Source organism: Frankia alni ACN14a (assembly GCF_000058485.1).
Taxonomy (GTDB): Bacteria; Actinomycetota; Actinomycetes; order Frankiales; family Frankiaceae; genus Frankia; species Frankia alni.
In genome coordinates, this window is the sequence record NC_008278.1 from 4,317,970 (window position 1) to 4,332,692 (window position 14,723).

The 14,723-nt window shown below is 74.7% G+C and carries 7 protein-coding genes; all 7 read left to right on the forward strand.

Annotation, left to right across the window (positions count from 1 at the left end):
- Positions 1-315: 315 nt before the first annotated feature.
- The 7 genes from hrpB (at position 316) to FRAAL_RS31790 (ending at position 14,651) form a co-directional block, all read left to right on the forward strand.
- Positions 316-3,024 (forward strand): ATP-dependent helicase HrpB, encoded by a 2,709-nt coding sequence (gene hrpB / locus FRAAL_RS17600; RefSeq protein WP_011605146.1) that lies wholly within the window; start codon positions 316-318, stop codon positions 3,022-3,024.
- Positions 3,025-3,469: 445 nt separating this feature from the next.
- Positions 3,470-3,913 (forward strand): carboxymuconolactone decarboxylase family protein, encoded by a 444-nt coding sequence (locus FRAAL_RS17605; protein ID WP_011605148.1) that lies wholly within the window; start codon positions 3,470-3,472, stop codon positions 3,911-3,913.
- A 137-nt stretch (positions 3,914-4,050) separates the two neighbouring features.
- Entirely contained in the window at positions 4,051-5,022 is a 972-nt protein-coding gene (locus FRAAL_RS17610; RefSeq protein WP_011605150.1) for a sigma-70 family RNA polymerase sigma factor, read from the forward strand.
- A 24-nt stretch (positions 5,023-5,046) separates the two neighbouring features.
- Positions 5,047-7,110, forward strand: a complete 2,064-nt coding sequence (locus FRAAL_RS30530) for a protein kinase domain-containing protein (RefSeq protein WP_011605151.1) — start codon at positions 5,047-5,049, stop codon at positions 7,108-7,110.
- 325 nt (positions 7,111-7,435) lie between these two features.
- Positions 7,436-8,638: a PP2C family protein-serine/threonine phosphatase gene (locus FRAAL_RS17620; protein ID WP_231861063.1), complete on the forward strand. Its 1,203-nt coding sequence runs from the start codon at positions 7,436-7,438 to the stop codon at positions 8,636-8,638.
- A gap of 188 nt (positions 8,639-8,826) precedes the next feature.
- Complete coding sequence (locus FRAAL_RS17625; protein WP_011605153.1) at positions 8,827-14,307, forward strand: diguanylate cyclase; 5,481 nt, start codon at positions 8,827-8,829, stop codon at positions 14,305-14,307.
- A 164-nt stretch (positions 14,308-14,471) separates the two neighbouring features.
- Positions 14,472-14,651, forward strand: coding sequence for a hypothetical protein (locus tag FRAAL_RS31790; RefSeq protein ID WP_011605154.1), 180 nt, complete (start codon positions 14,472-14,474; stop codon positions 14,649-14,651).
- The last annotated feature ends 72 nt before the right edge of the window (positions 14,652-14,723 follow it).

Sequence of the window (14,723 nt, forward strand, 5' to 3'; positions counted from 1 at the left end):
CCCCTCCTCGGCGAGAACCGGCCTCCCTCGGGGGCACGGCCGGTGTCCGATGATCGGGACACTAGCGGCCGCCCGCCGCGCCGTCCATGATTTTCTGGCAGATGACTGCCAGAAAGTGGCGCCGCGAACGCCGCCGCCACGCTCCACTGGTCCCCGCCGCACCCTCCCCCGGCACGCCCCGCATCTCCCGTCCGTCCCGCGCATCTCCCGGCCGCCCCGCGCATCCCGGGCCGCCCCCCGCATCTCCCGGGCCGCCCCCCGCATTTCCGGGCCGCCCCGCGCCCCCGGCCCGCCGCGCCCGAGGAGACTGGGCGCATGCTGCCCGACCGCGCGGTCACCGGCGCGGATCTACCCGTGCGGGAGGTCCTGCCCGCGCTCGTCGCCGCGCTGACCGGCGGCGGCCGTCCCGACCCGGTCAGCGGTAGCCGTCCCGACCTGACCGGCGGCGGCCGTCCCGACCCGGACGGTGACCACGAGCCAGGCCGCCATCCCGATCCGGGCGGCGGCCGTCGCGATCCGGGTGGGGTCGCGGTGCTGGTCGCACCGCCTGGGACGGGCAAGACGACGCTGGTCCCGCTCGCGCTCGCCGGCGAGGTCACGGGCCGGGTCGTGGTCGCCCAGCCGCGGCGGATCGCGGTGCGGGCGGCGGCGCGGCGGATGGCGTGGCTCGTCGGCGGTGAGGTCGGCGATGCCGTCGGTTACACGATCCGCGGGGAGCGTCGGGTCGGGCCGGCCACCCGGGTCGAGGTGGTCACGACGGGGGTCCTCGTCCGGCGTCTGCAACGCGACCCGGACCTGCCCGGCACCGGCGCGGTGATCCTCGACGAGTGCCACGAACGCCACCTCGACGCCGACCTGGCACTCGCGTTCATGCTCGACGTGCGCGCGACGCTGCGGCCCGACCTGCTGCTGCTCGCGACCTCGGCGACCGCCGACACCCCGCGGCTGGCCGGCGTGCTGGGCGCGCCCGGGCCGCCCGCCCCCGTCGTCGGCGCCGCCACCGCGCGCTTCGACGTCGAGGTGGTCTGGTCTCCGCCGCCGGGACCGCTCACGCCCGCGCACGGCCTGCGCGTCGACCCGCGGCTGCTCGACCACGTCGCCGCGACGGTCGGGCGCGCCCTGCGGGAGACGTCCGGGGACGTGCTCGTCTTCCTGCCCGGCGCCGGCGAGATCGCCGCGGTCGCCGGGCGGCTCGCGGGCCACCGCGACAGCGTCGACGTGCTCGCCCTGCACGGCCGGCAGTCCGGCGGGACCCAGGACGCGGCCCTGCGCCCCGGGCCGCGGCGACGGGTCGTGCTGGCGACCGCGGTGGCGGAGAGCAGCCTCACGGTGCCCGGGGTCCGGGTGGTCGTCGACGCCGGGCTGGCCCGCTCCCCACGCATGGATCACGCCCGTGGGCTGGGCTCGCTGGTGACGGTACGGGTGTCCCGGTCGTCCGCCGGGCAGCGCGCGGGCCGGGCCGGGCGCGAGGCGCCGGGCCGGGTCTACCGCTGCTGGTCCGCCGCCGAGCACGACCGGCTGCCCGCCCAGGCCGAACCGGAGGTCGCCGTCGCCGATCTGACCGGCTTCGCCCTGGACCTCGCGCTCTGGGGTCATCCCGGCGGCGACGGACTCGGCCTGCTCAGCGACCCGCCGGCGGGCGCGATGGATGCCGCCAGGGCGTCCCTGCGCGCGCTCGGCGCGCTCGACGACGCCGGCCGGGTGACGCCGCGGGGGCGATCGATCGCTGCCGTCGGCGTCCACCCCCGGCTTGCCGGCGCCCTGCTCGCCGGCGCGGGCGTCGTCGGCGCCGGGCGCGCGGCCGACATCGTCGCCGTCCTGTCGGGGGACGGCCCGGCGGGCGGCTCCGGACCGGGTTCGGGGTCCGACGACCTCCTCGCCGCGTGGCGCCGCCTGCGGGCGAACGCCGACCGGGCCGCCTCCGCCCGCTGGCGCGAGGAGTCGCGGCGGTTGCGCTCCGCCGTCGCAGCAGCCACCGCAGCCGCAGCCGCAGCCGCCGTCCCCGCCGACGCCCCCGCGGCGCGGCCCGGTGACGGCGTCACCGACGATCTCGCGGCGGGGCTCGTGGTCGGGCTCGCCTTCCCCGAACGGCTCGCGCGGGCCCGCGTCCCCGGTGGGACGACGTACCTGATGGCCGGGGGAACGGCCGCGGAGCTGGCCGCCGGCTCGGCGCTCACCGGCGCGCAGTGGCTGGCCGTCGCGGTCGCGGACCGCGGGGTCGGGCGGGCGTCGGCGCGGGTGCGCCTCGCCGTCGCCCTCGACGAGGCGACCGCGCGCGAGGCGGGCGCGGCGCTGCGGCGCACCGACGAGGAGGTCGCCTGGTCCGGCGGCGACGTCGTCGCCCGCCGGGTGGAGCGCCTCGGGGCGATCGTCCTGACCGAACGCCCGCTGGCCCGGCCCGATCCGGCCCTGCTCGAGGCGGCGGTGCTCGACGGGCTGCGTCGCGAGGGGCTGGCGACGCTGCGCTGGACCCGCGACGCGGCGGGGCTGCGGCAGCGGCTCGCGTTCTGCCACCGGTTCCTCGGCGCACCCTGGCCGGACGTCGCCGACACCGCGCTGCTGGCGGCGGCGCCCGACTGGCTCGGTCCGGATCTCGCCGGTGTCCGCCGCCGGGCGGACCTGGAGCGCATCGACGCCGGCCAGGCACTGCGCCGCCTGCTGCCCTGGCCGCAGGCCGCGCGGCTCGACGCGCTGGCACCGGAGCGGCTGGTGGTGCCGAGCGGGTCGCGGGTGCGCCTCGACTACAGCGACCCCGACGGCCCCGTCCTCGCGGTCAAGGTCGCCGAGGTGTTCGGCTGGGAGCGGGTCCCGCCCGTCGCGGACGGCCGCGTCCCCGTCGTCCTGCACCTGCTCTCCCCGGCGGGTCGTCCCGTCGCCGTGACCAGCGACCTCGCGTCGTTCTGGCGCACCGGCTACCCGCGGGTCCGCGCCGAGCTGCGCGGACGCTACCCGCGCCACCCCTGGCCCGACGACCCCACCACCGCTCCCCCCACCCGCCGCGTCACCCCCCGCGCCCGCGGATAGAGGAGCCGATCCCGGCCGCCCGGACAGCAGACGGTGGCCCGGTTCCGCGGAACCTCTGTTCGCCGGGAGCCAGACCGGGGCCGCGGTCGGGGTTGGGGGCGGGGGCGGGGGCGGGCAGCGTGGGGGCGGTTCCGCGGAACCCGACGGGCGCCACGATGGGCGTCCCCGGCCGGAGCGGGATCTCTCTGTACGGGTAGGCCGCCGAGGTCGGCGCGAGTGGCGGGGGTGCCAGCCCGCCGGAAGTCGACCGTGGGCAGCAAGAGTCGCAGTCGCTGCGGCGACCGGCAAGGCCCGACCTTCTCTGCGGCCCGGACCCCGGAAGCCCACCGCCGTCACATGTGCGCCGCACCGCGGGTCAGACGAGGTGACGGGCGGCCGACGGCGCCGCCGCGGCTTGGGCCCGGCATGGGCCCGGACGAGAGGACCTGAAACGGTGGCAGCACGGATGAGGAACCCGGCGGCGGTCATCCCCGAGGCGTGGCCGGCGATCGCGGCCCTGAACGCGGCCAGCGAGACGGGCGGCGTGCCGGCGGCGACCCTCGCGCTGGTGCATCTGCGGGTCAGCCAGATCAACGGCTGCAGTGCCTGCGTGGACGCCGGCTTCCGCGATGCACTGAAGGGCGGGGAGACCGCGCAGCGGCTCGGCGCCGTGGCGGCCTGGCGGGAGACGAGCTACTACGACGACGCCGAGCGGGCCGCGTTGGCCCTCGCCGAGGCCGCCACCCGGCTCAGCGACCGCACCGACCCCGTCCCCGACGACGTCTGGGCCGAGGCGGTCGGGCACTACGACGACCGAGGCCTGGCCGCACTGATCCTCAAGATCGCGACGACGAACGTCTTCAACCGGCTGAACGCCGTCACGAAGCAGGTCGCCGGCTCCTGGGGATAGGCCGCCATCCTGGGGCCGAGATCGGTCGGTTCGTCCGGTGGGACGCCGACGATCCTGCCCGCCACCGACCCGAGCACCTGTGCTGCGTGCCGACAGGACGGCAACGGCAACGGCAACGCGACGGAGGATCGTGACCGATGGACGAACGCGAACGGCTCGCCCGGCGCTTCGAGGAGCACCGCGGGCATCTGCGCGCCGTGGCCTACCGGATGCTCGGCTCCCTCGATGAGGCCGACGACGCGGTGCAGGAGGCCTGGCTGCGCCTGAGCCGATCCGACGTCGGCGCCGTCGAGAACCTCGCCGGCTGGCTGACCACGGTCATCGCGCGGATCTGCCTGAACATGCTGCGCGCCCGCAGGAACCGTCCCGAGGACCTCGCCGGCGTCCACGTGCCCGATCCGATCATCGATCTCGCCCCGGCCACCGGGGCGGGGCAGCCCGAGCAGGAGGCCCTGCTGGCCGAGGCGGTCGGGCTCGCCCTGATCACCGTGCTGGACACCCTGGCTCCCGCCGAGCGACTGGCCTTCGTGCTGCACGACCTGTTCGACCTGTCGTTCGACGAGATCGCGCCGATGGTGGGCCGCTCGCCGGCCGCGGCCCGCCAACTCGCCAGCCGAGCCCGGCGACGGGTGCGGGCGCTGGACACGCCCGTCCCCGACGCCGACCACGCCGTCCAACGCAGGGTCGTCGACGCGTTCTTCGCCGCGGCCCGCGGCGGCGACGTGACGTCCCTGGTCGCGGTGCTCGACCCCGACGTCGTGCTGCGTGCCGACGGCGGGGCGGGCCGGCCGCAGGCCTCGGCGGTGGTGCGCGGGGCGCGCGACGTCGCCCGCCGGGCGCTCCTGTTCGCCCAGCCCGCGGCGGTGGTGCACCCGGTGCTGGTCAACGGCACCGCCGGAGTGGTCATCACCATCGACGGAAGGCCGGTCTCGGTCATGGGATTCGTCGTCGCCGACGAGCGAATCGCCGAGATCCACGCCCTCGTCGACGCCGGCCGCCTCGCCCGGCTCGACCTCCCGGCCCGGCTCGGCCTTCCGGCCCAACTCGACCTCGCGGCCCGGCTCGGGCCGGCCGACGGCGAACGGGCCCGATCTCCACGCTCACGCTAGTTCGGCCCTCGGCGGCAGACGGCCATGCTGGCACCCGAGATTCTGGGCGCGGCCTTCCCCAATATCGTGTGCGTACTCGGCGTGCTGCGGGAGGTGCATGGTCCGGTGTTGGCGGACAGCGGTGGCCAGGCCGTGCGCAGTCCTGCCGTCCTGCCGGACGGAGTGACCGAGCTCGAGGACGACGATCCCCCGGCGCTGGGGCCGTACAGGTTGTTCGGCAGACTCGGTGAGGGCGGGATGGGGACCGTGTTCCTGGCCTGGAACCCGGCCGGTGGCTGGGTTGCGGCCAAGACGCTGCACCGTCACCTTGCCCGGCAGGCCGACTTCCTTGCCCGGTTCGCCCGGGAGGTCGACAACGCTCGGCGGATCAACAGTCCGTACACCCCGTCGGTGTTGGACGCGGACACCGCGACCCGTGACCCGTATCTGGTGACCGAGTTCATCGCCGGGCCGACGCTGAGCCAGGAAATCAGAACACGCGGGCCGCTGTCCCGATCGGAGCTGCATCAGCTCGCCCTGAACCTGGCGTCCGCCATGCTTGCCTTTCACCGCGTCGGGATCGTGCACCGTGACATCAAGCCAGCCAACATCATCCTTTCCCGGACCGGTCCACGAGTCATCGACCTCGGCATCTCCCGCGCGCTGAACGAGGCCGTCGGCATCACCGTGTCCAGCGGCCAGCAGCCCGGAACACCTCAGCTCATGGCCCCAGAACAGTGGACCGGTCAACGCCCGACCCCGGCGACCGACGTGTTCGCCTGGGGCAGCGTGCTCACCTATGCCGGCACCGGACGCTTCCCCTTCGCCGGGGTGGACCACCGGGAACTGCGGGACGCGGTGCTGCACTCCCGACCCGCAACGAACGGCCTGGACGCCTCCCTGCGACCGCTCATTCTTCGGGCGCTGGCGAAGGACCCGGCGGCGCGCCCGGATGTCGCTGATCTCCTGGCCGACCTTCTGGGCGGCGCCGCCCCCCTGGCGGCCGCCGGCATCGAGGCGACGCCCGTCAGTAACGCGACGCTCATCAGCAACCCGACGCCCGTCAGCAACCCGACGCCCGTCAGTGACGCGACGCTCATCAGCAACGCGACGCTCGGCGGCAACGCGGCGCTCGGCAGCCAGGCGACGCTCGGCATCGGGGCGGGCGTCACCGAGATCCCGCCTGTCGCGGCCCCTCCGGTGACCGACGAGTCGGTCACCGCACACGCCGAACCCGATTCCGCCGTCCGGCGGGGTCGCCGACCGGGCCGGCGGCTGACCGTCCTCGCCGGCACGCTGGCGATCGCGGCCGTCATCACGGTGGTCGCACTCCTCATCCATCGGACGACGTCACCGTCCCGCCCGGCCAACGCCGCCGTTCCCGACGGGCTGGTCGGCCTTCCCGTCACCCGCGCGAAGGCCTCGCTCCAGTCTGCCGGCTTCCGCCAGATCACCCAGACCCGCAGGCCGGATGACCGGGCACGGGGCACCGTCCTCGCGGTCAGGCCGCAGTCCGGCGACGTCGTCCGCGCGGACTCGCCCGTGGTTCTCACCGTCTCAGCCGGTCGCTCCGCGGTTGCGGTCCCGAATGTCGTCGGTCGGTCGCAGTCGGATGCCGAGACCGTGCTCCGCCGGTCGAACCTCGCCGTCACCGCGCAGATCAGCACCGCGGTCAGGGCGGGCGCCCCACCGGGGTGGGTCGAGGCGCAGGATCACGCCGGGGAGAAGGTGGAGCCCGGAACCGAGGTGACCATCACCGTGGTGAGCCTTCAGCTCCCGGTGCCCGACGTCGTCGGCCAGCCTGCCAGGACCGCCGTCGAACAGCTCACGGACGCCGGATTCCAGGTCACGCGGGAGGAACGTCGGTCGGATGCCGCGGTGGGCACGGTCATCGACCAGCAGCCCCGGATCACGGCGGCGGACCGAGGCTCCGACGTCCGTCTCGTCGTCTCCGCCGGTCGCCCGGCCCAGACAGCACCGCCCCGCCCCACCGCACCCCGAAACGTCACACCCCGAGCCACAGCCCCTCGAACCACCACACCCCGGGCTACGACGACCCATGCGCCGACTCCGCGGCTGACCGGGCTCTTCAGTGATCCCCTCGGGTAGGACGGCAGAGTGAATCCGGGCCTCCGGCGCGGGCAGAAGGTCCGGGACGCAGATCGACACCTGCCGGCACGTCTCGGCGAACACAGGTCCGTACGGGGCTGCGGGAACGGTACCCGGGTGTTCCCTGGCTGAACGACTTCGCCAGCGCTCCCGGCGCCCGCCCCGAGACGGCGCAGTGGTTCTCCAGCCTATCGAGCAGTGGTTGAGGCGGGGTGTCGGCGTGACCGGTTGACGTCGTCCGGTCAGGCTCGCACAGCTGGGAGGGGCGGGCGAGGGACAGGGGATGGCCACGGTGGCAGGCGGACAGGGCTCTCGCGATGTTCCGGTGGATCGGTCGGAGGGGTTCGGCGAGCGGCTGCTCGGCCTGCTGCTGGACCGCGCGCACGAGATGCCGCCGCAGTTGATCGCCCCGCTGGTGGCCGAAGAAGTGAACAGGATCGGCGGTCGGGACATCACGATCCTGCTGCAGGACTACGAGCAGCGGGTGCTGACGCCGCTGCCGGGCCGAGGCCTCGCGATCGGAGAGCCCGAGCCGATCGACGACTCCCCGGCTGGCACGGCGTTCCTCGGCGCGACGACCGTCGAGCAGTCACGGGCGGACGGTGTGCGGATGTACCTGCCCCTGCTGGACGGAAGCGACCAGGTGGGAGTGCTCGCTCTCACCCTCACCACCGTCGATGACGACGACCGCCGGTTGCTGCGCCGGCTGGCCGGCCTCGTCGCCGACATGCTGGTCACGAAGAGCAACTACACCGACCAGTTCTTCCGGGCCCGGCGCCGCGCGCCGATGAGCGTGGCCGCGGAGATCCAGTGGTCCCTGCTGCCCCCGCTGACCATGCTCACCCCGCAGGTCGCGGTGGCCGGCATCCTCGAACCCGCCTACGACATCGCCGGTGACAGCTTCGACTACGCCCTCAACGACGACATCCTGCACGTGTCCGTCATCGACGCGATGGGGCACAACCTGGACGCCGCCGTACTGGCGACGGTCGCGATCGGCGCCTACCGGCACGCCCGACGCGCCGACGTCGGGCTCGCCGAGCTCTACATGTTCATGGACGCGGCCATCAACAGGCAGTTCGGCCCCGACCATTTCGTCACCGCGCAGATGATGCGCCTGGATGTCGGGACAGGTCACCTGCAGTGGGTCAACGCGGGTCACCCACCAGCACTGCTGATCCGCGATCACCAGGTCATCCAGACCCTGGCGGGTCCGGGAACGCTACCGGTGGGCTTCGGCGGTGACATACCTCAGATCAGCGAGCAGAGACTCCGGCGCGGGGACCGCGTCCTGTTCTTCACCGACGGTCTCGTCGAGGAGCATGAAAGCGGCGGAGAACAGTTCGGCGAGGAACGACTGATCGGAATCGTCGAACGCGCCCGAGGCGAAGACGTGCGGGAAATGGTGCGTGGAGTCTCCCATGCGCTGATGCGGGAACGGCGCGGGATCACCAGCGACGACGCGACCCTCTTCCTGGTCGAGTGGCGCGGGGGCACCACCGATCATCTCGCCACCGTGGATCTGTGACCAGGGGGACGCCGAGCGCACCCGGCCGGCGGATCCCGGCGGTCGTCGCGGTGCGGGCTCGACGTGCGATCACCCGCATATCGCGAGACAGTCACCAGGTCCGGGGTGAGCCGGTACGGACCGCGACAGGTGGAGCATAGGCGCGGACGAGATGACGCTGTGTGGTTCAGGTGACGAGGTGACGCTGTGTGGTTCAGGTTGAGATACCCGGCGTCCTGATCCGGGAGGAGCTGGGGCGCGGCGCCTACTCCGTCGTGTATCGGGCGGAGCGGGAGGGCCGGAACTATGCGGTCAAGGTGCCCCTTCGGGCGGTGGCGCGCGACGAGTCCGTCGTGCGTGCGTTCGCCCGCGAGGCCACCATTCTGGCCTGCATAAACCACCCCAACATAGCGCGGGTTCGGGCCGCCGGGCACACGGCGGATCACCCGTTTCTCATCATGGACATGATCGAGGGAGAGTCCCTCAAGGCGCGGATCGCCGAGGGGCCGCTGGGGATCGCCGAGGCCACCCGGGTGGCGCTGGACGTGGCGTCGGCGCTGTCCGAGGCGCACCGGCGCGGCCTGGTCCACCAGGACGTCAAGCCCGCCAACATCATGATCGGACCGGACGGGAAGGCCACCCTGCTCGACTTCGGGCTGATGACCCGGGCCGGCGGGCCACCCACCGACCGGGCCGTCGGCACGGTTCTGTTCGGTGCCCCGGAACAGACCGGTATGTTGCGACGGCCGGTCGAGCCGCGCTCCGACCTCTACGCCCTCGGCGCGGTGCTCCACACCTGCCTGGCCGGCTCGCCGCCGTTCCAGGCCGGCGACACCGCCGAGCTGCTCCGCCTGCACGCGGTCGCGACGCCTCGTCCCCTGACGCAGGTCCGCGCGGACGTCCCGGCGGAACTCGCCGCGGTCGTGACGCGGCTGCTGGCCAAGGACCCGGACGACCGCTTCCCGTCCGCCCTCGACGTCGTCGCGGCGCTGACGCCGCTCGCGCCGGGCGTGGCCGGGCTCGCGCGTCCCCCGGTCGACCAGGCCGCGGCGGCCGGCGCGGGCGACCCGGACCTGCTGGTCCGGGGTCGCCACGTCGGCCGCCGCCACGAACGCGCGCTGCTGCGACAGGCGTGGGCACGATGCCTCACCGCGCAGCGACGGACCCCCGGGGAACGATGTACCGCCGGCGAACGATCCACGGCGGGGCAACGATGGACCGTGGGGGAACGTGGCGTCGTGACGGTCGTCGGGGAGGCCGGCGCCGGCAAGACCCTCCTCATCCAGGACCTCCTCGCCGCGCCCGGGCCGGCCGCCACCCCACCCGGCACTCCGCCCGGCCCGGCGGACGGCCCGGCGGACGGACCGGCGGAGGCACCAGGGGCCGGACCGGTGGTCCTACGCGGGCGGTGCGCCGCGAACGGCTCCGCGCCCCTGGCACTGCTGCACGATCTGATCGACGGCTACCTGCGCGGCCTGGCGAGCCTGCCCGAGCCGCGGCGGCGGGAGCTGCTCGCCCGGATGGTGTCGGCCGCGGGTCCCGACGCCGCGTTGCTCGCCCGCGTGCACCCGCTGTTCGCCCGCGCGTGGGACGTGGACCGCCCCGCCCGCGAACCGGAGGCCGGCGAACCGCGCTTGCGTGCGGCCGCGGCCGGCTTTCTCAGCCGGCTCGCGATCCGCAGCCACGGCCTGGTCATCTGGGTGGACGACGCCCACTGGCTGGGCCCGGCCGACCGGCAGATCCTCGAGGATCTCACGGCCTCGACCGACCCCGCGCCGCTGCTGCTGGTCAACGCGACCCGGGATCCGCGGCTGCGCGTGGCGGCCGGATCCGCCACCAGCTGGGACATCACGCTCGGCCCGTTGGACGAGCACGAGGTCGCGGAGGTGATCCGCGACTATCTCGGCGAGATCACCGACCACGCCTTCGCTCGCGATGTCGCCGTGCGCTCGTCCGGGAACCCGCTGGCCGTGGCGGAGTACGTCCGGGCCGTGATCGACGCCGGGCTCGTCCGGCCCGACTGGGGCCGCTTCGTCCTCGACCGCACCGGCCTGGACTCGCTGCCGCTGCCCGAGGAGGTCCTCGACCTGATCCGCCATCGGGTGCACGCGCTCAGCCCGACCGCGGCGGCGGTCCTCGGGGTCGCCGCCGTCATCGGCCGCGGCTTCGACCTCGCGCTTCTGACCGCCGCGAGCGGCCAGAGCAGCGCCGCGATCTCGATGGCGACCGCCGAGGCGCAGGCCCGTCAGCTCGCGGCCCGCGGCCGGGACGGAACCTGGTCCTTCGTCCATGACTGCGTCCACGAGGCGCTGCTGTCGACCATGAGCCCGTGGGAGCGGATCATCGCGCACCGGCGCGTCGTCGAGGCGCTCGACACCGTCGGCCCGCGCGGCGACGGTGCGAGCGGCGACGGTGCGAGCGGCGACGGCCACCTGTACGAGTTGGCCCGGCATGCCATCGCCGGGCGGATCGCGCCGCAGCGTCGCTTCCGGCTGGCCTCGGCCGCCGCGGCGGCGGCGCTGGCCACCCCGGCGCCCTACGAGGCCGTGGCCCTGTACCGGGCCGCGCAGGCGGCCGCGGACGAGGCGGGCGTCGAACCGGACGCCGCGTTCGAGGAGGGGTTCGCGCTGGCCTCCGCGCGCACGCTCGCCCCCGCCGACGCCCGCACCCACTTCACCCGCGCGCTGCGCACGCAGACCGATCCGCGCCGCCGCGCCCGCGCCCTGCTGGAACTGGCCGGGGTGGAGTTCGCCGAGTTCCGGACGGCCGCGGCGCTGGACTACGTCCACCGGGGGCTGGCCGAGATCGGCCGCGGACTGCCCGCCAACCCGGCCGCGATGGCTGCCGTCAGCGTGGGTCGGTGGGCGGCGGGCATGGCGTGCCGCCGACCGTGGACGGGCTTCGGCGCAGCCCGCGGGGAGTGCCGGGAGCTGCACGAGATCCGCTGCCGCCTCTACGAGATCGGCATCCTGAGCGAATGGATCTCGGGGCGGATCGGTCCGATGCTGGCCTTCATGATGTCGGCCGTCCACCCCAGTCAGCGGCTGGGTTCGGGCGAGGAGTACGTGCGCAGTCACGGCTGTTTCGTCCTCGTCGCGGCGGACTTCCGGCGCGCCCGGGTGGTGGAGCGCGGGGTGAGCCGGCTGCGGGAGCTCGTGGCGGACAGCGACGATCCGGTGCTGCGGGCGGAGGCCTACCTGTACACGTCCGCGGCGCTGCTGTTCGCCGGCCGCAACGTCGCGGGTGAGCGGGACTCCGAGGACACGTTCCGGCGCGCCCACCGGTGGATCGAGACGTTCTTCTTCACCAGCAGCTACTCGATCCTGGTGCGCAGCCTCGCGCTGCGCGGGCATGACCGCGAGGCGTGGGCGAGCTGCGAGACCAGGCCGCACGGCGATCGCGTGCAGGCGGACCTCGCCATCCTGCGGGCGAGGCTCGCCCGGACCCTGCGGTATCCGCCGGTCCCCCATCCCGGGCTCGGTGCGCTCGACGACGAGTCCGAGGTCGAGCGGATCCGGCGCTACCTGATCTGCAGCGACGTCGCCGAGCTCGAGGTCGAGGACGACGACTTCGGGCCGACCTTCGACGCCGCGGTCGAGATGGGCGACGCCGTCGTCCAACCGTCCTGGCGCGTGCCCCGGTTCTTCCGGAAGTTCTGGATCACCCGGGCGCGGGGCCGGCTGGAGCAGGCGCGGGCCGCCCCGCCCGGGCCGGTCCGCGCCCGGCGCCACCGCACGGCGCACGCGGCGCTGCGCGAGGCCCGCCGCGCCGCGGACTACCCCCCGTTCGCCGCCGACCTGCAGGTGCTGCGGGCCGTCGACCGCCAGCTCGCCGGCGACCACGCCGGCGCGCTCGACCTGGTGGATGCGGCGGAACGGGCCGCCCGCACCCTCGACCTGCCCCGGGTCCGCTTCGACGCCCTGCTGGAGCGGGCCCGCTGCCTGCGCGCGCTCGACGAGCCCGACCGCGCCACCACCGAGGCGGAGCTGGCGGCGACGGTGGCCGCCAGGTACGGCTGGATCGGCCGGGAGCACAGGGTGTACCGCGAGTTCGAGCTGACCGAGCGGGGGCTGTCGTTCGCCGAGGCCAGCGGCGCGGCGTCACCGGCCACCGCGTCCCGGGACCGGCGCCGGCTCGACGCGGTGCTCCAGGTGAGCGCGGCGGCCGGGCGGGAGACGACGCCGCAGGCCGTCGCCACCGTGGCCCTCGACGAGATCATCTCCATCCTCGGGGCGGACCGGGCGCTGCTGCTGCTCCCCGACCCGGCCGACCGCGAAGGCGACTCGGGGCGGCTGCGCCTCTACGCGGAGCGCCACGCCGACCAGAGCGACGAGCGCGCAGCGGACGGGGAACCCGGCGGGGGGCGGGACGGAGGGCCGCGCGAGGGGTCGGACGAGCCGCCGCGCGGCATCGCCATGACCGTCGTCGAACGCGTCCAGGCCGAGCAGCGGCCGCTGGTGGTCACGGGCACGGACGAGGGGGCCGCGCTCGGTTCGCAGAGCGCCGTCCAGTACGGGCTGCGCAGCATTCTCGCGGCGCCGGTTCCGATCGACGGCGGGCGCAGCGGCGTCATCTACGTGGACAGCCGGGTCGCCAAGGGCCTGTTCAACTCCGACGACGCCCGCATCCTCATCACGTTGGCCAAGCAGGTGGGCCTGTCGCTGAACATGGCCGAGGCGGCCCGCCTGCAGGCGGTCGTCGCGGCGGAACGCCGGCAGCGGGACCTGGCCGAGACGATGCGCAACGTCACGCTGCAGGCGACGTCGACCCTGAACACCCGGGAGATCCTCGGGCGGGTGCTGACGGCGGCCGGGCCCGTGCTGCCGTTCGACGTCGCCTGGGTGCTGACCCGGGTGGGCGGCACCGTGCGGATCAGCTCGACGCACGGCGAGGTGGCGGACGGCCTCGTCGGCACCGAACTGCGCCCGGCCCCCGGCGGTCCGATCGCACGCGCCTTCGACCACGGCGAGGTGCTCGCCACCGCCGACGCGATGGCGCTGCCGGGCGGCGGGCGGGGGGCCCGCAGCTGGCTGGCCGCGCCCGTCCCGCTGCGGGAGAGCATCGAGATGGTCGTCGTGCTCGCCTCCCGGACACCCGACTGCTACTCCGAGACACGCATCCAGATCGCGCAGACCATCATCGATCAGGTGGTCATCGGCTACCAGAACGCCTGGCTGTTCGAGAAGGTGCAGCGCCTGGCGGCCACCGACCAGCTCACCGGCCTGGCCAGCCGGCGGCACTTCCTCGAGCGGGCGGACCACCTCTACGCCGCCCAGGCCGCCGCGGGCCGCCCGGTGTGCGCGGCGATGGTCGACATCGACCACTTCAAGCGGGTCAACGACGCCTATGGGCATCTCGTCGGGGACGAGGTCCTCACGGAGGTCGCCCGGCGCATCCGGCGGGCGTTCCGCGACGACGATCTCATCGGCCGGATCGGCGGGGAGGAGTTCGCCGTGCTGATGTCCGGGCCGGTGACCACCGCCGAGAGCCTCGGGCAGCGGCTGCGCAACGCCCTCGCCCGGGATCCGATCGACACCTCGGCCGGGCCGCTCGACATCCGGCTGAGCGTCGGCCTCACCGCGCGGTCACCCGCCGACGGCAGCCTGCGCGACCTGCTGGCCCGCGCCGACGCCGCGCTGTACGAGGCCAAGCACGGCGGGCGTGACCGCGTCGCCGTCCAGCTCCGCTGACCGGCACCCCTGCAAACCGGAATGATCTTCCGTATCGTTGGGGCCCCCGAAACGGAAACGGATTCCTGTTCCGGCGCCCGAGGCGGACGGACGGCGGGATCTCGAGAGGGCCCGCCGGGTCTCCCCGCCGGGGCGTCGGCCACGGCCTGGAGACGCTGGCCGCGTTGGGAGTGCCGTTCGAGGAGAACTGGATCAACGCGTGTTGCGTCTCCTTCGGCTACCCGACGGGGCGCTGGGCGGTCGCCCGTCGAGAACCCCCGCAGGCGGTGACGTATCGCAATCGTTGGCTCGCGCCGAGCGGCTTCGTCGGCACCGGCCCCCTGTGGCCCGACAGCGCGTCGTGATCGGAGCCGCCGAGCTGTCCCAGGCCGAAGGGCGCCGCCCGCAGTGAGGCGGCCGCTGCGGCGGCGGTGCGC